Origin of the sequence: Aeromonas sp. R5-1 (genome assembly GCF_040908265.1) — a bacterium.
GTDB classification, from domain to species: domain Bacteria; phylum Pseudomonadota; class Gammaproteobacteria; order Enterobacterales; family Aeromonadaceae; genus Aeromonas; species Aeromonas caviae.
Window position 1 is genome coordinate 22,302 of the sequence record NZ_JBFODJ010000130.1, and the last position, 20,472, is coordinate 42,773.

Genomic DNA, 20,472 nt, shown 5'->3' on the forward strand with positions numbered 1-20,472 from the left:
CTCAGCGCTGGCCCTGGTAGGGGGTCAGTTGCAGCTGATCTTCCCGGATGGCGAAGTGGATGGGGCCGTGCTCGATGTCGACCCTGTTGTGGTGATGGGCCATCTCCACCTCGACGCCGGGGAAGAGGCGCTGGGTGGCGATGATGTCCATGTTGGCCATGAGCGCCTGCAGCTCCCGCTGCGCCTCGGCGAGCTGCTCGTCCAGGCTCTTGCTCTCGTCGAACTGGCGGGTGCGCAGCGCCTTGATCTTCTGCAGGGTCTCGGGATTGCGCTTGTCACGAGGCAGTTGCAGCAGACGCAGGATGAGATCCTGCAGCTTGTCTATCTGCTCGGCGCAGGTCTGTTTGCGCTGGCGAAGCGCCAGCTCCTGCTCCTTCTGGCTGAAATAGCCGCCGAGGATCTGCAACCGGGTCCGGTTGGCCGCCGAGGCTCCGAGCACCGGTGCCATGATGAGCCGGTTGGCGATGTTGATACCGCCGATGAGGTGCCCCTTGCGCATGGCGCTGTCCCCCACCTTGAGATCCTGGCCGCTGCGGCAATAGCAGTGACTGAGCTGGCTCAGGATATGGATGTCGCCATCGGCCTCCAGCCTGGCGTACTGGGCATAGCTGGCGTGGATCTCCCCCCCGGCGTTGAGGTGGCAGAGGTATTCGTCGTCCGCCAGCTTGCGCCCTATGATGCCGTTACGCACCGTGATGGTGCCGCCGGATTCGATGTAGCCGCCCTCGACGAAGCCGCCGATCACCACGTCACCGCTGGTCTTGACGCGCATGCCGGGCATGACGTCCCCGGTGACCAGCAGCGATCCCTCGAACTCGACGTGGCCGTGGCGGATGTCGACCTGCTTGACGTTGAGCACCTCGTCGACCCGCATCCCGGCACGCTCCTGACAGGGGAGCCCCGGGCGTGTCGCCAGCAGCAGGTCCGGATCCTCGGGGGAGAGGCAGGTGCCGTCACCCGGCGTCATGGCGCTCTCCTTGCCGTGGCGGGCGGTCAGGGTCTGGCCCGTCACGGTGAAGCCGTCGATGCCCTGGGTGGCGGGGTGCCTGCGCATCAGCAACGCCCCCGCCTTGACGGTGAGCAGGGTGCCGAGGTCGCGCATGTCCACCTTGCCGTGATCCCGCTCCTGGGGTTTGAGGATCCGCTCGGCTGCGGTCTCCACCAGTCGCTCCAGGCGGGTATCCAGGCCGTGCCTGGCGGCCTTGCCGAGGGCGATGACGGGATTGAGCTGGGCACCGGGGGCAGCCTCACCCGCCGCCTGGATGGCGGCGGCAAGCAGTCGCTCGCTCACCCCCTGCTTGACCGTGCTGGCCGCCAGGGCCTCCTGCAACCGGGCCAGGGTCAGGGGCTGGCCACCCCAGTCCGCGGTGATCTGCGCCCTGGCGCTCATCTGGTCCTTGTCCACCTGGATGAGCAGCCTGGCATCCTGGCGCCGGGCAATGGGGACTGGCGGATGCGCGGGGGCATCCGGCTCTGCGATGAGGGCGTTGAGCAGGGTGACGGCTTCGCGGATCCCCTCGCCGAGGGGTTCGTAGCGCCGGCAGTTGGAGAGTCGCAGCAGGGCCAGGACGTCGCTTTCCTGGATGGGCTCGGTGAGGCCCGAGGTGATGCGCAGGCAGACATAGCTCATGTCGGCCGACAGCTGAAACCACGCTTTGCTTAACACCGGGCCCTCCTTCGTTGTCCCTGTCCGGTTTGCCCCATGCCGGGGCCTCTCCTTGCCGGCATCCAATGCCGCCGGGGCGGATCCAACGCGCAGTATTCGGGTATTTTTCCTTCCGGGTCAACGATCTGAATGCAAATGGGTGAGCCGGGTTGAGGAAATATCGGCTGACGGGAGAGGGGCAGAGCCGGCCATGCCATGGGCTCCATTGCAGTTTTTTAGCGCAATATGCTGACGTTTTATGCTTTCGCTATCCAGAGTGTCAACCACGTTGAAGGTGGCGATGCAAATCACCTTGCCAGGCAGGAAGAGAAGGATTTTAATCTGCCGCCGCCCCAGGGCGAGGACCCTGGTCACCATCGATCAGCCCCTTTTTCTGTCCAACCGAACGAGCCCCATGACCGCCCAAGGCCACCTGCTGTTTTCCGTCACCTGCGTCCTGCTTGCCCACAAGGTCGAACTGACTCCGGCCCTGGCCGATGCCAGCCTGTGGCACATCGTCCCCATGGCCCTGGCGAGCGCCTTGCTGCCGGATCTCGATCACCCCCGTTCCCTGCTCGGGCGGCAACTGCCCTGGATCTCGGGGCCGCTCTCCCGGCTGTTCGGCCATCGCGGTTTCACCCACAGCCTGCTGGCGGTGGGGATGGGGGTCTGGGGGCTGGCCCAGGTGGAAGCCCCCTGGTTGCTGTCGGGGGCGGTGAAGGATGCCCTCATCGTGGGCTATCTCAGCCATCTGCTGGGGGACTGGCTCACCCCCATGGGCATTCCCCTGCTCTGGCCCTGGCGTCGGCGCTTTCGCCTGCCCGGCCTGCCCCTCAAGAGCGGCGGGGGCTACGAGAGGGCCTTCTGCCTGCTGACCCTGGCGCTCGCCGGGTACTGGGTCCATGGCGGTGCAGGCTTGGCTCACTTCTAGCCCCGGGCGCCCTCCTGGCATCTGGCCGTTCGGGTCAGGGTGAGGTAATCGGCGAGCACCGGCAGCCCCAGCAGGTGGCGGCGCAGCATGTCGAGGGCGGCGAAGGCGAGGATCCGGCGACCGCTCGCGGGATCCGGGTGGCTGACCCTGAGCGTCTGGCCGTGCAGTTGCCCGTCGGCGCAGAGCAGCAGCGGCACGCCGTCCGGCCCGGCACGGCCTATGGTGAGGCTCAGGGGGGCGGCGGGCACCGCCAGTTGAGTCAGATCGTCGCTCAGGGTGTGGCTGAAGCCGGCGGTCAGGGCCGGGTGCCCGTGACACATGGTCAGCAGGGCGCCCCGGCTCTCTCCTTCTTGCAGGTGCAGCGACCGCTCCCCCAGCAGGGCCAGGATCTGGCTGGCAGGCGCCTCGTTGCCACGCCCCACCAGCCAGGGGGCGATGGCCGCAAGCAGCCTCGCCTCGGCGGCGTCCATGTCGGCGGTGCTGGCACCGTGGCCGATGAGCTTGAGCTCGATGAGAGGCATGGAGGAGCGGTAGCCCAGCTCGATGCCGGCAGGCCAGGGGGCCGCATCCAGCATGTCGCTGAGGGCGGACTCCGAGACGCCGAAGGTGTAGAAACGGCGCAGCTCGGTGTCGGTCTCTTCCCCGGCCAGCGACTTGAGGCGGGGCATGATCTGTTCGCGCACCATCTGCTTGAACTCGAACGGCACGCCCGGGGTGAAGAAGAGCCGGCTCTGGCCGTGGCTGGCCGGGTGGCAGACCACAAAGCCGCAGGCGGTGCCCACCGGGTTGTCGAGGATCTCGCAGTCCCGGGGCAGCCAGGCCTGCTTGGTGTTGCTCCGGGCCATGGTGCGGCCCCGACTGGCATAGCGTTCGGCCATGGTGGCGAGCCAGTCCGGGAACAGGGTCAGGGGCTGGTCAAACGCCTCGGCCGCGGCCTGGGCGGTGAGGTCGTCTGCCGTGGGGCCGAGCCCTCCGCACACCAGTACCACCTCGGCGCGGTTGGCGCTCTCCTGCAGTACGGCTGTCAGATCCGCGAGGTTGTCCCCCACGGTGGCGCGGCGGCGCACCTGCCAGCCCTGCTCCAGCAAGAGGGCGCTGAGCCAGGCGGCATTGGTGTCCACCACCAGGCCGGTCACTATCTCGTCGCCTGTGCTGATGATCTCGATGCGCATGGGGACTCCTTGGGTGGGGCCAGCCCTCTCAGGGCTTGCCGTGTTCGAAGTAGTAGCTGATCCGGGTGCGGGGGTTGAGGTATTCGAACACCGCCGGGGGCAGGCGTTTGGGCTGGATCACCTTGGCGATGGTCAGCCCGGCCGCGTCGAGGTCGATGATGGCCGCCTCCTGGCGCGGAATGCGGGGGTCGTATACCAGCACGGCGGGGTAGAGCAGGCGGGAGGCGTTGACCGACATCACCAGCCCCACCTGGCCGTTGGAGAGCTGCACCACGCTGCCCGGGGGATAGACCCCCATCAGCCGGATCAGCATGCCGAGGTGATCGGCGTTGAACTGGGACTTGCGCTGCTTGTAGAGGCTGCCGAGGGCCGCGTAGGGCACCTTGGCCTCCAGGTGGCAGAGGTTGTCGTACTCGTTGATGAGGGAGACGATCTGGGTGAGGGGATCGAGCTGATCCCCCTTGAGCCCCTGGGGGCCGGTGCCGTCCAGGTACTCATGGTGGTTCTGCACTATCTGCTTGGCTGCTTCCGGAAAATCGCTGACCAGCCCCAGCAGTTCCAGGCCGTAGCGGGGATGCTGGGCCATCAGGTTCTGCTCCGGCTTGGTCAGCGGCTCCGTCTTGCGCAGGATCTGGCTCGGGATCCTCAGCTTGCCGATGTCATGGAACAGGGCCCCCATGCCGACCTGGCGGATCGCCTCGGCCGGCAACTTGCACTCCCGGGCGAGCAGCATGCTGAGCACGCTGACGTTGAGGGAGTGAAACTGCAGGCTGTTGCCATCATCGCTGTCAGAGACCAGGTGCAGCACCATCTCGTCCACCGAGAGGAGCTGCTCCGTCATGGCGTTGATCAGCTCCTGGGCCTCGCTGATGGCGTTGAGGGGGCGGGACTGGATCTTGCCCATGAGGTTGCGCACCTGGGCCAGGGATTGGCGGAACTGTTTCTCGCACTGCTGCAGGTCGCGGCGATAGCGCTGCAACTGCTCGATGCGCCGCAGTTTCTCCTGCTGCATCTCCTCCTGGCGGGCGACGAGACCCTCTCCCTCAACCTCATCCGCCTGGGGCTGGGTCTGGCCGAGGGGCTTGGGCGGCGTGTCGCTCTTGTCGGGAATGATGGTCACCAGCTTGAGGCCAAGGCGACGAATGAGCTCGATCTCCTCCTCGCTCTTGAGCTTGAAGCTGGAGAACAGAAACGGGTGCTCACGCCATCCCAAAGGCAGGGAGACATAATTGCCGACTTGCAGCCGTTCTACGGAGATCTTGATTCCTGTCATGGGGTTGGGCACGAGGGACACACTGAGCCGTATGCTAGTCAAAGGGCGGGGTGAATACAAAAGGTATCTGATGACAGCGGGAGCGCTTTATTATAGGCTTCTAGATGTCCAGACATATTTACCGATGCAGTACAGGGAGTCAGCATGCCGATCAAGATCCCGGACCAGTTGCCCGCCGCCGAAGTGCTGGGGCAGGAGAACATCTTCGTGATGACGGAATCCCGGGCCGTCACCCAGAACATCCGCCCGCTGCGGGTGCTCATCCTCAATCTGATGCCCAAGAAGATAGAAACCGAGATCCAGCTGATGCGGATGCTCTCCAACTCGCCCTTGCAGGTGGACGTGGATCTGTTGCGCATCGACGATCGGGAGTCGAAAAACACGCCCCAGGCGCACCTGGAGAACTTCTATCACGACTTCGAGCAGGTGAGAGGCAACAACTACGACGGTATGATCATCACGGGGGCGCCGCTCGGGCTGGTGGAGTTCGAGGAGGTGGTCTATTGGCCCCGCATCGTCGAGATCATCGAGTGGTCCCATCAGCATGTCACCTCCACCCTCTTCCTCTGCTGGGCGGTGCAGGCGGCGCTGAAAGCCTTGTACGGCATGGAGAAGCAGACCCACGGCGAGAAGCTCTCCGGGGTCTATCGCCACCACCGCCTCGACGAGCACGAGGCGCTGCTGCGTGGCTTCGATGACGAATTCGTGGCGCCCCACTCCCGCTATGCGGCCTTCGACGGGGATCTCATCCGCGCCCACACCGATCTGCAGATCTTCGCCGAGTCGGAAGAGGCGGGCGTCTATCTGGCCGCCACCAAGGATTGTCGCCAGGTGTTCGTCACCGGCCATCCGGAATATGACGCCCTGACCCTGGATGGGGAATACCGGCGGGATCTGGCGGCCGGGCTCACCCCCGTCATTCCGGTCAACTATTACCCGAACAACGATCCAAGCCAGACCCCGCGCGCCACCTGGCGAAGCCACGGTCACCTGCTGTTTTCCAACTGGCTCAACTATTACGTCTACCAGTTGACCAGCTACAAGGTGGAAGACATCGGCAAGGTCTTTACCTACCAGCAGCCCAAGGGATAGAGCCCTCAGTCCGCCCCGGCCAGCCGCCGTCCACGGGTATCGAGCCAGTGACGGTGGCAGGCCAGGGTGAAGGCCCGTGGCCGTCTGGCCCGGATGAGGGTCATGGCCTCCTGCTGGGGCAGCCCCTGGGTCATCAGCAGCAGGGCGGCCGCCAGCCCGGTACGCCCGCTTCCGCCGTGGCAGTGAATGGCAAGGTGCCGTCCCTCGCGCAGCAGGGCGAGCAGTCGGGGTTGCACCCCGGGCCAGGCCTGTTCGAAGGCTGCATCCGGTGCCTCGTCATCCGCAATGGGCAGATGGAACCAGCTCATGCCTCTGGCCTGCACCAGCTGCCCGAGAGAGAGGGGCCCGCACAGGGCCAGCTCTTCTTCCGTCATCAGGGTAAGCACCCCGCCGGCACCGGCCAGCTGCAACTGGGCAAGGGCGTCGGCCATGGGGACCTGCTGGCTGCCGGGGCAGGGGGTGAGCAGGAGCTGGCCGTCGAGCCGTGGAATGTCCAGGCTCCAGAAGGGATGGGCACTGAGCATGGGGTTCCTCGTGGTGGCCGGGATCAACGGGATCGGCATCCCGCGGGTGCGGCACAGCATAGAGGGGCCGGAGGCGATGTCAATCTGCGTTGTGTTCGGCCCGGTTTACGGGCAGAGTCTAAAAAAATCGAGCGATGCAAGGAGTAAAGATGAGAAACCTGGATCAACTGGACTTGGACATCCTGGCCCATCTGTTTCGCGATGCGGGCATGACCAACAAGGATTTGGCGGCCCTGGTCGGGGTGGCGCCGTCCACCTGTCTGGAGCGGGTGCGCAAGCTGCAGCAGGATGGCGTGCTCAAGGGGGCGCACTGCGAGGTGGATTACCAGGCCCTGGGCGGTCACATCCAGGCCATGGTCTCCCTGCAACTGGCCCGTCACAGCCGCCAGATCATCGATGCGTTTCGCGACGCCATCCTGGCCCTGCCCGAGGTGATCAGCCTGTTCCACATGGGCGGCAAGGATGATTTCCTGGTGCACCTGTGCGTCTCCGATACCGAACACCTGCGCAATTTCGTCTTCGATCACTTCACCTCCCGGGAAGAGGTGGTGCACCTCGAGACCTCCCTGGTGTTCGAGCACAGGTTCAGCCGCTCGCTCCCCTGCTTCCCCCACCCCTGATGGGGCGAGCCGCAAGAAAAAACCGCCCGAGGGCGGTTTTTTTGTGGGCGGTTCCTCAGTTGAGAGCCAGCCGGCTGTCCTGCGCCGTCCGGTAGAGCCCCTGCTGATAGGCCAGGCTGCCCCACAGGACCAGCCCCAGGGCGGCATCCTTCATGGCGCCCGGCTGCGGCGCCGGGGTGAGCGTCTCGGTCGCATCCTCGTAGATGAAGCCTTCCGGCGCCCGCTCGGGCTGCAGGATCACCACATCCTTGCCGCGCATCAGGGCGAAGTTCTTGTCGTACTGCATGATGGCGCGTCCCGGCCAGTCGGCGGGCATGCGGGTGAGATCCTTGCCCAGCATGGGGTAGTCGGCACTTATGCCCATGAGGGAGAGCAGGGTCGGGGCCATGTCGATCTGGCTGACGATGCGGGGGTCCTTTCTCGGTGCTATGCCGTCCCCCAGGATGACCCCCGGGATGTGGAAGCGGGGGATGGGCACCAGGCTGGCTCCCCCGACCCGGCTGTCGTGATCGGCGATGACCAGGAACAGGGTGTCCTTCCAGTAGTCCGATGCCCTGGCCTTCTTGAAGAACTCGCCGACGGCGTAGTCCGCGTACTTGGCGGCGTTGTTGCGGGTCTGCTTGGGCTGCTCGTACAGGGCGATGCGGTTGTCGGGGAATTCGAAGGGATCGTGGTTGCTGGAGCTGAACACCAGGCTGAAGAAGGGTTTGCCCTCCTTGTGCAGCGCCGCGAAGGTCTCGTCGGCCTTGGCCATCAGATCTTCATCCGAGGCGCCCCAGGATCCCTCGAACACCGGGTTCTTGAAGTCCTTCTGCTCGACGATGGTGGTGAAGCCGTTGCCGAGGAAGAAGCTGCGCATGTTGTCGAAGTGGCTCTCGCCGCCATAGATGAAGCTGGTGTCATAGCCTCGCTGCTTGAGCAGGTCGGCGATGGTGAAGAAGTTGGTCTGGCTCTTGCCGAGCTTGACCACGGCCTGGGCCGGGGTCGGCGTGAAGCCGGTGAGCACCGCCTCGATGCCGCGTACCGAACGGGTACCGGTGGCGTAGAGCTGCTCGAACGCCCAACCCTCTTTCGACAAGGCATCGATGTTCGGGGTGAGCGGCAGGCCGCCGAGGGAGCCGACGAACTGGGCCCCCAGGCTTTCTTGCAGCAGGATCACCAGGTTTTTGGGCTTGCCCTGGTAGCTGGCCGTATTGAAAGTCTGGCTCGGCAGATCGGCAGAGGTGAAATCGCCGAGAGGGCGGCCGCTCTCCTCGCGGACTATGTCTAGTACCTGATGGTCAGCCATCTTGCCGTAAAACTGGCTGGCGTCCTCCTCGGCCCCCATCTGCTTGATGGCAAAGAAGAGGGAGTAGGCGGAGTTGACGGTGAGGGCGTTGACCAGGGGATCGTCGGCAAAGGCCACCATGGCCGGGTTCAGGGCGCGATGGCCGAGACTGGAGCGGGCGCCGAGGAAGCCGACGGCGAGGATCAGCAGGGCGAAGGCGGGGCGCCAGTACCAGCGGGGGAAGCTTAGGTCACGCACCAGGCGGCCGCTCAGCCACCAGCCACCGCCCAGCACGGCGCCGCTGAAGATCACGGCCAGCAGCAGCTCGCCCTTGCGGCCAGCCCACAGCATGGAGAGCACCTCTTTCGGATAGATGAGGTACTCCACATAGAGGCGGTTGGGGCGCACCCCGTATTCGGTGACGAAGGCGGGAGTGGAGATCTCGAGAAAGAGCATCAGCCAGAGCCCCAGGGTGAGCCAGATCCGGATAAGCTGCATCCAGAGCCGCCCCGGCGCGTGGGGCCCGGCCAGCAACTGGGTCAAGACGGCGGGTACGCCCCAGACCCAGCAGAGGGTGGCGACGTCGACGCGAATGCCTTGCAGCAGCATCTCCTGCCAGCCAGAGACAGCATCCACCCGTTCCAGTTGCCAGAGCCCCAGGCCAAGGCGGCTGACGGTCAGGGAGATGAGCGCGATCAATGAAAATACGGCGATGGGCCAAACCGGTCCCAGCCATTGTCTGATGGTGGTCATATTGTTCCTGCAAACCTGTTTGCGCCCAGTCCCCGGACGCATTGTTGTTATGGTGCAGGAGTATGACAGTGGCGCCTGGCAAAGGTTGCATGGGCATGGGGTATACATGGAAAAGTTGGCACGTTTTATGATTTTTTTGTGACGGGATGCAGGGTTCGAAGAGAGCATAAAACGCTGGGAAAACTGTGATCCTGCTGGCACATCGAGACAATGGTCGTGCCTATAATGGCGCCGAATTTCTCAATCGGAGCCGAAGGGATGCCGGTCTTCATCGATGTGGAATATATGCAGGGCTGGTCTCTGTTCGTGGTGCTCTCCGACGGCACCACAGGCGTGCTGGATCTCACCCCCTGGCGCGGCCAGCCGCTGTTTGCGGCCATGGAGACCGAGCGTCGCTTCGCCCGTGTCTTCATCGATGATCGCCATCAACTGGCGTGGCCCTCGGGCTTCACCCTGGCGGCCCACGAGGTCTACCACCTGATCCTGCCCATCGACGAGCGCGCCGCCTTCCCCGATCGCAACATGCATCGCTTCTGACATGCTAACTCGTTGAGTCAGGTAACGTTTTCAGTCACAGACCCGCGTCGGTCAGGTCGTTATCATGACCCCAGTGCGGCGCTTTGGGCGCCCATCCACCACAGCGGGAACATAACAATGAAACAAGGAACGTTGCGTCGTGGCGGCCTCATCGGGGCCGCCCTGTTACTGACGGCTTGCGGCAGCGGGGGAGGCGGTGGCAGCAGTGACCCCCAGCCCCCGGTGGTCAATCCGCCCCCCGCGTCGGCCAGCCGCGCCTGCTACGGCAATGATCAGCCAGCCTGCAACCTGCGCACCTACCAGGTGATGGTGGAGTCCTTCGTCGACGGCGACGGCAGCGCCAACTACGGCGTTGGCTACGGCCCCTCCCGGCACAACGGCGATCTGCAGGGGATCATCGACAGTCTCGACCACATCAAGAGCCTCAACGTCAACGCCATCTGGCTCACGCCGGTGTTTGACTCCTGCGCCGGCCAGGCCGGGGACGACCGGCTGGATGCCACCGGCTACTTCGCCTGCGACTTCTTCAACGTGGATCCCAACTTCGGCAGCAACGCCCAGCTCAAGCAACTGGTGGACGGGGCGCACCAGCGCGGGCTCTATGTCTTCCTCGACGGGGTGTTCGGCCACGTCAACAAGGTGGGGGTGAGCAAGCCTTCACCAGAGGGGCGGCTGCCTGCCCTCAAGAGCGGCGGCGCAGGCTACCCGGGCCAACTGGTGGATTACGGCCAGCCCGAGAGTCTGGCCTACTTCAAGGAGGTGGCCCGTTACTGGGTCGAGCAGTACGGCATCGACGGCTGGCGCCTCGATCAGGCTTATCAGTTGGGGCTGGATGACTGGCGCGCCATTCGCAGCGAGGTGGCCCAGGCCAGCGCGGCGCGCAAGGCCGCCGGCCAGCAGTGGGGCACCCTCGGCTACATGGTGGGGGAAGTGTGGAAGGGCGCCGACGAGATCCGCGCCCAGGCCTATGGCCCGAGCGACAACCCGGCTCTCTCTTCGGCGTTCGACTTCCCCCTGCGCTACGGCCTAGTACAGGCGCTGGCGGTGGAAGAGTCCGGCAAGGGCGGGCAGGGGGCCAGCGTGCTCGACGCCAGCTGGAACAAGGTGGAGAACTACCCGGACCACGCCATGCCCAACCTGATGCTGGGCAACCACGATCTGGTGCGCTTCGGCGATCTGCTGGAGCGGGGCAACTTCAATGGTGCGGACTACTGGCAGCGCCACAAGGCGGCCTTCAGCTTCATGGCTGCCCGCTCAGGTCCCATTACCTTCTACTATGGCGAGGAGTTTGGCGACGAGGTGCCTGGCTTTGCCACTCAGGTGGGGGGCGACTGTGCGGCCCAGGGGCTCTGCGATGATCACGTGGCCCGCAGCGATGGCAAGGTCCCCGGTGTCACCGGCTTCGTGCCGAGCAGCGAGCAGGCCGAGCTCAAGCAGTGGCTGAGCGCTCTGCTGGCCCTGCGCGCCGCCCACCCCGCCCTCTATCAGGGGGAGCGGGTCAAGCTGGTGGCCGAGGGGAGCGTCTATGGCGACATCAAGCAGACGGCGGGCGAGCAAGTAGTCTACCTGCTCAACGTCTCCACCACGCCCCAGAGCTACGCGGTGCCGGTCGGCAAGCTGCGCAGCGGCAGCGCCCTGGTGGATCTGCAGAGCGGCGAGAATCTGGCCATTGGTGGCAGCAGCGTGACGGTGGACTTGCCACCCCTCACCGGCCGCTTCCTGCTGGTGCGCTGAGGGAGGCAGGCAACAGAAAGGGCTCCATGATGGAGCCCTTTTTCATGGTGGCGGCTTACTTCTCGATGCCGCTGCCCAGATCGTCCCGGCGGGAAGAGACCGAGGGCTCGGCCCCGTGGCGCCAGTGTTCCAGCCGGTTGTGCACCCCGCGGCGCAGGCTCTTGAAGCTGGCTTCCAGATAGTCCACCCCCACCAGGATGGAGAGGGTGACGACGGTGAGCAGCAGCGCCTGATGCAGCATGTCCATGCCGATGAGGGCGCCGAGGGCGGCCAGCATCCAGATGGCGGCGGCGGAGGTCACCCCCAGCACCTGACCATCCCGGGTCATCATGACCCCGGCCCCGAGAAAGCCGACCCCGGTGATGAGCTGACCCAGCACCCGCGCCTGATCGGCGCCCTGAGGACTGACGGCGGCACCGATGGCGAGAAAACAGTAGGTGCCGAGCACGATGAGGGAAGAGGTGCGGATCCCAACCGGCTTGCCGCGAAGCTGCCGCTCCAGCCCCACCAGGGTGCCACACACCAGACAGACCAGGATGTTCTCCCAGCCAAGGGGCGCGATGTCCCACCACTGCATTGTCATCATATCCACCTCTGCTCGCGATGCTTGTTATCCTGTCGCGCTCTGCCCCCTGTTCTCCAGCCGCTGGCGGAAGGCCCGGGCGAGGCGCTCGTAGAGGTCCTTTGCCTCCCTGTCTTCAATATCGCCACGTATCCAGGGGTTGTCGATGATTTCCAGCAACACGCAGCCCTGACCCTGCTGGCGCAGATCCACCCCGAACAGGCCGTTGCCGAGCTGGTGCACGGCGCGGCGGGCGGTTTGCAGCACCCGCTCCGGCACGTCGCTGAGGGGCAGCGCCTCGATGCGGCTCATGTCGAGGGGGTGTTTGCGGCGACGGATGCGGTTGCCGGGTTCGGGTCGGTAGCGGCGGCAGGCGAACAGCGGCGAGCCGTCGAGAAAGCCGATGCGCCAGTCGAACTCGGCAGGGATCCGGCTCTGGACCAGCAGCAGGGCGGAGCGGGCCAGCCCCTCGTCCAACAGGCGGGCGAGCTGGATGTCATCGCTGGCCATGGCGAGGTCGCGCCCCTGGGCGCCGTCGGGGATCTTCACCATCAGTGGCAGACCGAGGCGCTGCACCAGTTCGTCCACATGCTGGCGGCCGCGGCGGGTCACGACGGTGGTGGGGGGCATGGGCACGCCGCTGCGCACCATCAGCTCGTAGAGATAGAGCTTGTTGCTGCAGGCGAGGATGGCACGGGAGCTGTCGATGACCGGCATCTTGAGCTGCTCGGCACGGCGGGCAAACTCGAAGGTGTAGTGGCCGACCGCGGTCTCGGCACGCAGCCAGAGGGTGTCGAACTCCGGCAACCGCTCGATGGCCGAGGGGGGCAGGATCTCGGCCTGGATCCCCTGGGCAGCGGCCGCCTTGATGAAACGCTCCAGCGCCAGGGCATCGCTGCTGGCGCGGCCGTCGTTGGGGTCGACCAGGATGGCGAGCTGGTAGCGTGGCGCCGTCTGCTCCTCGTCCCCCGTGCCCACCAGCGCCTGGGCGTGCTGCACCATCAGCGCCTTCTCGCTCGGGCTCAGCGCCAGCGGTGACAGGCTCTCCTGCTGGCGCACCGACCAGCCGTGGCGACCGCGCTTGAGGGTCAGCTCCTGCAGCGGCAACTGGCTCAGGCCGTAGTAATAGCGGGCGAGCCCCGCCAGCTCGCTCTGTTCGCACTGGCCGAAGATGGCGCGCACCCGGATCCTGTCTTCGCTCTGCTGGGCCAGCCAGCCCTGCAATTTGCGCCACAGCTTGGCGGGAGGCTGCTGGGGTTGCAGCCTGCTGATGGCCTGCAATCCCGGCAGGCAGTGGTGGCCGCGGGCCTGGGCCAGCAGGGAGCAGTAATAACCGGCCCCCAGGTGTTCCAGGCTGCGGCAGAGGTTGATGATGCGCGGACGCCCCCCTGTGGTGGGCAGACCGTGTTGCAGGTAGGTGCGGGCGGTCAGCAGATAGTCGGCATGGCAGGGCCAGTCGCCCGGCTCCTCGACGATGACATAGGTACTCATATTTTCAGGCTCCACAGAAAGGACTGCCAGAAACGGCAGGATCCCCAGTGGGCTTCGATGCACCGACAAGCACGACAATGGCGCGAGGGGAAACAAGAGGTTACAGTGCCTAATATTCTGCCTTGGTAACTTGTGATACAAGTCGCATTTCTGGTGCTGAGGATAAATAACCGAACAAGGACTCCCCGTGTTGACCGTGCGCGCCGCCCGAGCCGATGATTTGGGCGCCATCGTGAAGCTGGAACGCTACTGTTTTCCCCCCGAGGTCGCCTTCGGCCGCAGCCGCTGGCACTATCTGCTCAATCAGGCCAAGGGGCGCACCCTGCTGCTGCAAGACGAGAAGGCGCAGGTGATGGGCTATTTGAGCGTGCTGGAGCACAAAGGCTGGGATCGTCTCATCATCCAGACCCTCGCCATCCGCTGGACCGTCCGCCGTCAGGGGTGGGCACGCCGCTTGCTGGAGCAGGTGATCCGGGAAGGGCGCGAGGCCGGCTGGGGGGCGATTCGCCTCGAGGTCGCCGACGCCAACCCAGAAGCCAGGACCCTCTATCAGGGGCTGGGGTTTCGCCCCAGGGTACGGCTGCCCGATTATTACGGGCCCGGCCAGCATGCCCACCGCCTGGTGCTGGCGCTGGGGGATGAGCGGCAGGCGCCATCATGAGTTGCGAGGATTGCCTGGCCACCGCCATCAGGGCCAAGCTCGGGCGCTGCCCGGTCTGCGCCGCCCAGACCTTTCTCATCGGGGCCGTCGGCTGGCTGGTCTGGTGGTGGTGCGGCGCCGATACCTCGGTCAACGCCCTGACCGGCCTGCTGTTTGCGCTGGGGGGCTCGGGTCTCTTCCTGCTGCATCTGGCGGTGTTCGCATGGCGAAAGCTGGGCAAACGCGACATATAACGTGCTGATTTTTCAAGAAGACAAATAACAATGGAGGTTCACATGATTGCAATGGTAACGGGCGCCTCGTCCGGCTTTGGTGAGGCCATCAGCCGCCTGCTGGTGAGCGCTGGCCACCGGGTGATCGGCACCGGGCGTCGCGCCGAACGGCTGGCCGCCCTGTCCGAGGAGCTGGGCGAGCAGTTCCTGCCTCTGGTGTTCGACGTCCAGGACAAGGCTGCCACCCGCGCCGCCATCGAGGGGCTGCCGACCGAATGGCAACTGGTGGATCTTTTGGTCAACAACGCAGGCCTGGCACTGGGGCTGGAGCCTGCCCACAAGGCGGATCTGGAAGACTGGGAGCAGATGATCGCCACCAACATCAGCGGCCTGACCCTGATCACCCGGTTGCTGCTGCCGGGCATGGTGGCGCGCAACTGCGGCCACGTCATCAATATCGGCTCCATCGCAGGGACCTATCCCTATCCGGGCGGCAACGTCTACGGCGCGACCAAGGCGTTCGTGAAGCAGTTCAGCCTCAACCTGCGTGCCGATCTGGCGGGCACGGCGGTGCGTGTCACCAACGTGGAGCCCGGCCTGTGTGGCGGCACCGAGTTCTCCAACGTGCGCTTCCACGGTGACGACGCCAAGGCGGCCACCGTCTATCAGGGGGTGCAGGCCATCCTGCCGGAAGACATCGCCAATACCGTACTCTGGATCAGCGAGCAGCCCGCCCACGTCAACATCAACAGCATCGAGATCATGCCGGTGGCCCAGACCTTCGGCCCGTTCCACATCAGCCGTCGCTGATGTCATGACGAGCCGACTTCTGTCCACAAGAGGCGCCTTCGGGCGCCTTTTTTTGATGGGTCTGGTCGCACTCGTCATGGAATGCAGAAGGAGGCGTGCTGTGACCCCGTGCTGAACCGTCGAAAGAGGGGGGTACTCAAGTTGGCCTGCATTTTGCTGTCTTAGGCCCATGGCGGGGAAACCATCCCCGGAGCCGGCGAGGCCGGCAGTGAGCGTGGAGCCTTCATGGATATCAAACCCTATGGTCATCAACTCGCCCAGAGCGCGTCCCAGAACCGTGCCTTGGCGACCCTCAGCGACAGCGACGACAAGCAGAGCGGCTGGTCTCAGCAGATCAGCCTCTCCAGTCAGGTGCTGACCGGCAAGGCGCAGCAGGCGTTGACCTACGAGCATCTGGCCAGAAACGGCAAGAACACAGTCCTGACCGGTGGCGTCAAGGATGCGCGGGTGCAGCAGATGGTGGACAAGGCCCTGGGCTTTGATCGCAAAAAATTTGACGATCTCGAGCGTCAGCTCAAGGGGATAGCGGATGACAAGACGCTCTCTGCCGAGGAGCGCGAAACGCAGAGCAAGGACCTGGCCGCGCAGCGCGATGCCATGCTCAAGGAGGCCATGGATCGCCTCACCGGCAAATCCGCCTCCCAGGCATGATGTGATTCAAACGGCAATCTTTGGGCGTTAAAGGCAAGGGGTTGCCCCCTTGCCACGGGGCTGGCAGGCCGTGGTCAGGGCTCAGGGACTCTGGGGGGTGATGCCGATGGCGATGGCGGTGGTCTGCACGGCCTTGATCTGGTCCCCCTTGGCGATGAGGGCGAACTGGGCCGGATCCTGCACCTTGAGGGTCAGGGTGTGGTCGACCCCCTTGACCCGGATGGTCTGGTGCGCCTTGTCCACGTCGATGACGTCGGCATAGATGGTTACCTGCATGCCGGCGCCGGCTGCGGGTTTCTCCCCGGCGGCCGCCTTGCCCCCTTCCACTTCCACCACCCGTTTTCTCACCCCGGCGGTGCCCTTGAGCAGGGTCAGGTCCAGCAGTTGCAGATATCTCAAGGCCACGACATCTCCCACCTTGAGCTGGGGAAGGTTGGTCACCTCCTCCCCGGCGATCAGATCCAGGGTCTGCCCTTCGGCATTTTTCAGGCTGACCTTGCGGGTGGCCAGGTCGATGGCGGTGACGGTTGCCCTGGCCGTCAGTTCTTCGGCCAGGCTGGCTTGTCCGGGGGCCACGGCCACATGGGTGGTGACCTCGGCGGCATAGAGCAGGGGAGGGGCACAGAGGGTGAGGGCACCCGCAATCCAGGCGTGCTTCAGTTTCATGATAGAGACCCTGTGAGTGGGAAAGGGACCCCGGGAGGGGCTTGAGGGGGCGACGAACTCGTCTTCCCGCTATCACCATAGCAAAGCCGGGCAGGAGCGCCCGGCATCGGCAGGCTGGCATCGTATTTTTGACGACAGGCTCCCGTTTTTGACCTGATGGCACGGCAGGCGCACAATTCCCCGGCATGCAATCAACCGAGGGCTCTGCCGTGTACAACTTCCAATATGCCAATCCCACCCGCATCTGCTTTGGTGAAGGCCAGATAGCCACTCTGCCGGAGCTGATCCCGGTCGGCAGCCGTCTGCTGGTGCTCTACGGCGGCGGCAGCATCAAGCAGAACGGGGTCTATGAGCAGTTGACCCAGGCGCTGGCGGGCCGGGAGTGGCTGGAGTTTCCCGGCATCGGCGCCAACCCCCAGTACGACCAGCTGATGGAGGCGGTGGATCTGGTCAAGCGCGAGCGTATCGACTTCCTGCTGGCGGTGGGTGGCGGTTCCGTGGTGGATGGCACCAAGTTCGTGGCCGCCGCTGCCTGCTTCGAGGGGGACGATCCCTGGGAGATCCTGCGGGACAAGGCCCCCATCAAGGGGGCGCTGCCGCTCGGCTGTGTGCTGACCCTGCCGGCCACCGGTTCGGAGAGCAACCCCGCCGCCGTGGTGAGCCGGGGGGAGGCCAAGCTCTCCTTCTACAATCCGCTGGTGCAACCGGTGTTTGCGGTGCTGGATCCCGCCACCACCTACAGCCTTCCGCCGCGCCAGGTGGGCAACGGGGTGGTGGATGCCTTCGTCCACATCCTCGAGCAGTACCTCACCTTCCCGGTGGGGGGCGAGGTGCAGGATCGGCTGGCGGAAGGGCTGCTGCAGGTGCTGGTGGACAACGGTCCGCGGGCGCTGGCGGAGCCCACCAACTACCAGGTACGTGCCAACCTGATGTGGGCTGCCAGCCTGGCCCTCAACGGCCTCATCGGTCGCGGCGTGCCCCAGGACTGGTCCACCCACGCCATCGGTCACCAGCTCACCGCCCTGCACGGGCTGGATCATGCCCAGAGTCTGGCGGTGGTGCTGCCCTCCCTGCTGCGGGAGCAAGCGGCCCAGAAGCAGGAGAAGCTGGCCCAGTTTGCCGAGCGGGTGTGGCACTCCAGCCGGGAGGACAAGGCGCTGCGCATTGAGGAGGCCATCATCCGCACCGAGCAGTTCTTCCAGCAGATGGGGGTGGGTACCCGTCTCGCCGATTATGGCTTGGATGCGCGCTGCATCCCGGGGATCTGTTCCAACCTCAAGCTGTTCGGCCTGACCGCCCTCGGGGAGCAGCAGGACATCGATCCCGACAAGGTAGCCAGGATCCTCTCCCACGCGCTGTAAGTCATCCTGGCAACCATAGTGGCGCGGATCCTTTCCCTCGCCCTCTGATCACCGGCTGACCAACGGAAAAGAGAACGCCCCGATCATCGGGGCGTTTTGCAGGGTGTCACCGGGGCACCGCCGTTTATTCGGCGCTGCGGTCCAGCTCGCGCTCCAGGGCTGCCGCCTTCTGGCGAGCCGGATAGGTGTTGAGTCGCTGCCAGTAGGCCTCAAGGTGCGGGAACTGGGCCAGCTGGCCGCTCTGGGCCAGCAGATCCACCAGGAAGGAGTTCAGGATGTCGGCGCCGGTGAGGCGATCGGCCACCAGGTAACGGCGGTTTGCCAGCACCTCATCGAGATAGCCCAGCACCTTGGCGCACTCGGCTTTGGCGTAGTCCGGCAGGAAGCGCATCGGGCTGCCATCCTTGCGCACGAACATGTCGAGCAGCAGCGGCAGAATGCCGGAGCTCTCGGCGAAGTGGAGCCACTGCAGGTATTCGGGATACTCCGGGCTGTCGGCGGCCGGTGCCAGCCGGTCCGGGGCGTGGCGGGCGATCAGGTACTCTGTGATGGCACCGGATTCCGCCAGCACCCGCCCGTCAAACTCGATGACCGGCGACTTGCCGAGGGGGTGGACGGCCTTGAGCTCGGGCGGCGCCAGAAAGGTGGCGGCATCGCGCTGGTAGGCCTTGATCTGGTAGGGCAGGCCCAGCTCTTCAAGCAGCCAGATGATGCGCTGGGAGCGGGATTTGTTCAGGTGGTGCAGGACTATCATGAAAACCTCGACGCAGTGACGGAAGGCGGTGATACGTAGCGCCCCGGTAGCAGGTTCACTGATGGATGAAAAAGAGCGGGCGTGGTGCCCGCTCCTTCGTCGATTGACTCAGGCCTCCAGCGCCTGATCCAGATCCGCCAGTATGTCCTCGATGGCTTCGATCCCCACCGACAGCCGGATCATCTCAGGTTTCACTCCAGCCTTGGCCTGCTCCTCTTCGCTCAACTGGCGATGGGTGGTGGAGGCGGGGTGGCAGGCCAGGGACTTGGCGTCGCCGATGTTGACCAGCCGCTTGAAGATCTTGAGGGCATCGTAGAAGCGCACGCCCGCCTCGTAGCCCTCCTTCAGGCCGAAGGAGAGGATGGCCGAGGGGCGACCGGCCATGTACTTCTCCGCCAGCGGGTAGTGGGGGTGACCCGGCAGACCGGCGTAGCTGACCCAGGCCACCTTGGGGTGGTGCTTGAGGTGGTGGGCCACTCGCAGAGCGTTGTCCACGTGGCGCTCCATGCGCAGGCTCAGGGTTTCCAGCCCTTGCAGCAGCAGGAAGGCGTTCATCGGCGCCAGCGCTGCGCCGGTATTGCGCAGCGGCACGGTGCGCACCCGGCCGATGAAGGCCGCCGGGCCGAAGGCCTCGGTGTAGACCACCCCGTGATAAGAAGGCTCGGGTTGGGTCAGCTGGGGGAAGCGCTCGGCGTGATCCGCCCAGGGGAACTTGCCCGAGTCGACGATGACGCCCCCCAGGGAGTTGCCGTGGCCGCCGACATATTTGGTCAGGCTGTGCACCACGATGTCGGCGCCGTGTTCGATGGGTTTGCACAAGACCGGAGTGGCGACCGTGTTGTCGACGATGAGCGGCACGCCGCGGGCGTGGGCGGCCTTGGCCAGGGCGGCGATGTCGACGATGTTGCCCGCCGGGTTGCCGATGCTCTCGCAATAGACCGCCTTGGTCTTGTCATCGATGAGGGCGGCGATGGCCTCGGCGCTGTCATCCTTGGCGAAGCGCACCTCGACCCCGAAACTTGGCAGCATGTGGGCGAACAGGGTGTAGGTGCCGCCATAGAGCTGGGGGGTGGAGACGATGTTGTCACCGGCGGCGGTCAGCGCCTGGATGGCGTAGGTGATGGCGGCGGAACCCGCCGAGACCACCAGGCCGGCGATCCCCCCTTCAAGGGCGGCCATCCGCTGTTCCAGCACATCGTTGGTGGGGTTCATGATGCGGGTGTAGATGTTGCCCGGCACCGCCAGATTGAACAAGTCCGCCCCGTGCTGGGCGCTCTCGAACTCGTAGGCTACCGTCTGGTAGATGGGCACGGCAACGGCCTTGGTGGTGGGGTCGTTGGCAAAGCCGTGGTGCAGGGCCAGGGTCGCATCTTTCATCACACACTCCTTGTTGGATGTCACCATTATGGATGGATAGACGTCCAATCTATCAGGCCCAGCGCCGATGTAAACCACCTATTCCGGCAAAGCAATGCCTGGGGATGGCGGTGACCGGATGGCGTCTGTGACGGCAACCTCAGAGACGGCGGCGATACTCCCTGTCGTCTATCTGGTGCATGTCCCACTGCATCAGGCGGTTGAGCTGCGCCATGGGATCTTCGACCAGCGTCAGAGGGCGGGGCAGGATCCTCAGGAAGTAGCGACGGAGGGTTTGCTGGATCCGGTTCGGTTTGAGGGGGTTGGCATGGCTCATGATGGTGCTCCTGTGCTGTGGTTCTCACGTTCGCCAGCAGTATTGAGCTAAAATGCGGAAGTA

Annotated in this window: 22 protein-coding genes; 10 read left to right on the top strand and 12 right to left on the bottom strand. The window is 65.0% G+C overall.

The features are described 5' to 3' along the window. Position 1: 1 nt before the first annotated feature. Together AB5Y64_RS18905 and AB5Y64_RS18910 are read right to left on the bottom strand one after the other, a co-directional pair. The gene (locus tag AB5Y64_RS18905) at positions 2–1,666 is read right to left on the bottom strand and encodes a DUF342 domain-containing protein (protein WP_039039800.1); all 1,665 of its coding nucleotides are present in this window, start codon (positions 1,664–1,666) and stop codon (positions 2–4) included. Between the two features lie 117 nt (positions 1,667–1,783). Next, entirely contained in the window at positions 1,784–2,023 is a 240-nt protein-coding gene (locus AB5Y64_RS18910) for a hypothetical protein (protein ID WP_039039799.1), read from the bottom strand. A gap of 37 nt (positions 2,024–2,060) precedes the next feature. On the opposite strand from AB5Y64_RS18910, the gene AB5Y64_RS18915 reads away from it, so the two are divergent. Then, positions 2,061–2,576 carry a metal-dependent hydrolase gene (locus AB5Y64_RS18915; RefSeq protein ID WP_010672710.1) on the top strand — a complete coding sequence of 172 codons (516 nt, stop codon included), beginning with the start codon at positions 2,061–2,063 and terminating at the stop codon, positions 2,574–2,576. On the opposite strand, the gene AB5Y64_RS18920 is transcribed toward AB5Y64_RS18915, so the two are convergent. Continuing rightward, the gene (locus tag AB5Y64_RS18920; RefSeq protein ID WP_039039798.1) at positions 2,573–3,748 is read right to left on the bottom strand and encodes a CinA family nicotinamide mononucleotide deamidase-related protein; all 1,176 of its coding nucleotides are present in this window, start codon (positions 3,746–3,748) and stop codon (positions 2,573–2,575) included. The two genes, AB5Y64_RS18915 and AB5Y64_RS18920, sit on opposite strands and share 4 nt — an antisense overlap. Positions 3,749–3,776: 28 nt before the next feature. Beyond that, entirely contained in the window at positions 3,777–5,021 is a 1,245-nt protein-coding gene (locus AB5Y64_RS18925; RefSeq protein WP_029313584.1) for an HD-GYP domain-containing protein, read from the bottom strand. Positions 5,022–5,165: 144 nt separating this feature from the next. Between AB5Y64_RS18925 and metA the strand changes: the two genes are divergently transcribed. After that, positions 5,166–6,113: a homoserine O-succinyltransferase gene (gene metA, locus AB5Y64_RS18930; RefSeq protein WP_010672713.1), complete on the top strand. Its 948-nt coding sequence runs from the start codon at positions 5,166–5,168 to the stop codon at positions 6,111–6,113. 5 nt (positions 6,114–6,118) lie between these two features. Here metA and AB5Y64_RS18935 read toward each other — a convergent pair whose 3' ends face one another. Next, on the bottom strand, positions 6,119–6,637 hold the full coding sequence (locus tag AB5Y64_RS18935) for a tyrosine-protein phosphatase (protein ID WP_039039797.1): 519 nt from the start codon (positions 6,635–6,637) through the stop codon (positions 6,119–6,121). Positions 6,638–6,786: 149 nt separating this feature from the next. Between AB5Y64_RS18935 and AB5Y64_RS18940 the strand changes: the two genes are divergently transcribed. Next, positions 6,787–7,257 carry an Lrp/AsnC family transcriptional regulator gene (locus AB5Y64_RS18940; protein WP_010672715.1) on the top strand — a complete coding sequence of 157 codons (471 nt, stop codon included), beginning with the start codon at positions 6,787–6,789 and terminating at the stop codon, positions 7,255–7,257. Between the two features lie 55 nt (positions 7,258–7,312). Here the strand turns inward: AB5Y64_RS18940 and AB5Y64_RS18945 are convergent, their stop codons facing one another. Next, complete coding sequence (locus AB5Y64_RS18945; protein WP_039039796.1) at positions 7,313–9,277, bottom strand: LTA synthase family protein; 1,965 nt, start codon at positions 9,275–9,277, stop codon at positions 7,313–7,315. A 258-nt stretch (positions 9,278–9,535) separates the two neighbouring features. On the opposite strand from AB5Y64_RS18945, the gene AB5Y64_RS18950 reads away from it, so the two are divergent. Both AB5Y64_RS18950 and AB5Y64_RS18955 read left to right on the top strand, forming a co-directional pair. After that, a complete protein-coding gene (locus AB5Y64_RS18950) occupies positions 9,536–9,814 on the top strand; it encodes a DUF2442 domain-containing protein (RefSeq protein WP_039039795.1) in 279 nt (92 codons plus the stop codon). 117 nt (positions 9,815–9,931) lie between these two features. Next, positions 9,932–11,548, top strand: a complete 1,617-nt coding sequence (locus AB5Y64_RS18955; RefSeq protein WP_039039794.1) for an alpha-amylase family protein — start codon at positions 9,932–9,934, stop codon at positions 11,546–11,548. 55 nt (positions 11,549–11,603) lie between these two features. Here AB5Y64_RS18955 and AB5Y64_RS18960 read toward each other — a convergent pair whose 3' ends face one another. Together AB5Y64_RS18960 and AB5Y64_RS18965 are read right to left on the bottom strand one after the other, a co-directional pair. Continuing rightward, positions 11,604–12,134 carry an MgtC/SapB family protein gene (locus AB5Y64_RS18960; protein ID WP_039039793.1) on the bottom strand — a complete coding sequence of 177 codons (531 nt, stop codon included), beginning with the start codon at positions 12,132–12,134 and terminating at the stop codon, positions 11,604–11,606. 24 nt (positions 12,135–12,158) lie between these two features. Next, a complete protein-coding gene (locus AB5Y64_RS18965) occupies positions 12,159–13,601 on the bottom strand; it encodes a RimK family alpha-L-glutamate ligase (RefSeq protein WP_010672720.1) in 1,443 nt (480 codons plus the stop codon). Positions 13,602–13,788: 187 nt separating this feature from the next. Between AB5Y64_RS18965 and AB5Y64_RS18970 the strand changes: the two genes are divergently transcribed. The 4 genes from AB5Y64_RS18970 to AB5Y64_RS18985 all read left to right on the top strand — a co-directional run bounded on the left by AB5Y64_RS18970 (position 13,789) and on the right by AB5Y64_RS18985 (position 15,935). After that, positions 13,789–14,262 carry a GNAT family N-acetyltransferase gene (locus AB5Y64_RS18970; RefSeq protein ID WP_039039792.1) on the top strand — a complete coding sequence of 158 codons (474 nt, stop codon included), beginning with the start codon at positions 13,789–13,791 and terminating at the stop codon, positions 14,260–14,262. Then, complete coding sequence (locus AB5Y64_RS18975; protein WP_039039791.1) at positions 14,259–14,495, top strand: DUF3624 domain-containing protein; 237 nt, start codon at positions 14,259–14,261, stop codon at positions 14,493–14,495. The genes AB5Y64_RS18970 and AB5Y64_RS18975 overlap by 4 nt, the downstream gene beginning before the upstream one ends. A gap of 42 nt (positions 14,496–14,537) precedes the next feature. Further along, the gene (locus AB5Y64_RS18980) at positions 14,538–15,284 is read left to right on the top strand and encodes an SDR family oxidoreductase (RefSeq protein ID WP_039039790.1); all 747 of its coding nucleotides are present in this window, start codon (positions 14,538–14,540) and stop codon (positions 15,282–15,284) included. Positions 15,285–15,509: 225 nt separating this feature from the next. Next, the gene (locus AB5Y64_RS18985; protein WP_039039789.1) at positions 15,510–15,935 is read left to right on the top strand and encodes a hypothetical protein; all 426 of its coding nucleotides are present in this window, start codon (positions 15,510–15,512) and stop codon (positions 15,933–15,935) included. An 81-nt stretch (positions 15,936–16,016) separates the two neighbouring features. Here AB5Y64_RS18985 and AB5Y64_RS18990 read toward each other — a convergent pair whose 3' ends face one another. Further along, positions 16,017–16,601, bottom strand: coding sequence for a hypothetical protein (locus AB5Y64_RS18990; protein ID WP_039039788.1), 585 nt, complete (start codon positions 16,599–16,601; stop codon positions 16,017–16,019). Between the two features lie 185 nt (positions 16,602–16,786). On the opposite strand from AB5Y64_RS18990, the gene AB5Y64_RS18995 reads away from it, so the two are divergent. Next, positions 16,787–17,962 carry an iron-containing alcohol dehydrogenase gene (locus AB5Y64_RS18995; protein WP_080769965.1) on the top strand — a complete coding sequence of 392 codons (1,176 nt, stop codon included), beginning with the start codon at positions 16,787–16,789 and terminating at the stop codon, positions 17,960–17,962. A gap of 124 nt (positions 17,963–18,086) precedes the next feature. Here the strand turns inward: AB5Y64_RS18995 and AB5Y64_RS19000 are convergent, their stop codons facing one another. The 3 genes from AB5Y64_RS19000 to AB5Y64_RS19010 form a co-directional block, all read right to left on the bottom strand. After that, positions 18,087–18,716, bottom strand: a complete 630-nt coding sequence (locus AB5Y64_RS19000; protein WP_039039787.1) for a glutathione S-transferase family protein — start codon at positions 18,714–18,716, stop codon at positions 18,087–18,089. 108 nt (positions 18,717–18,824) lie between these two features. Further along, positions 18,825–20,093 carry an O-acetylhomoserine aminocarboxypropyltransferase/cysteine synthase family protein gene (locus AB5Y64_RS19005; protein WP_039039786.1) on the bottom strand — a complete coding sequence of 423 codons (1,269 nt, stop codon included), beginning with the start codon at positions 20,091–20,093 and terminating at the stop codon, positions 18,825–18,827. Between the two features lie 139 nt (positions 20,094–20,232). Further along, entirely contained in the window at positions 20,233–20,409 is a 177-nt protein-coding gene (locus AB5Y64_RS19010; protein WP_080769963.1) for a hypothetical protein, read from the bottom strand. Between the last annotated feature and the right edge of the window lie 63 nt (positions 20,410–20,472).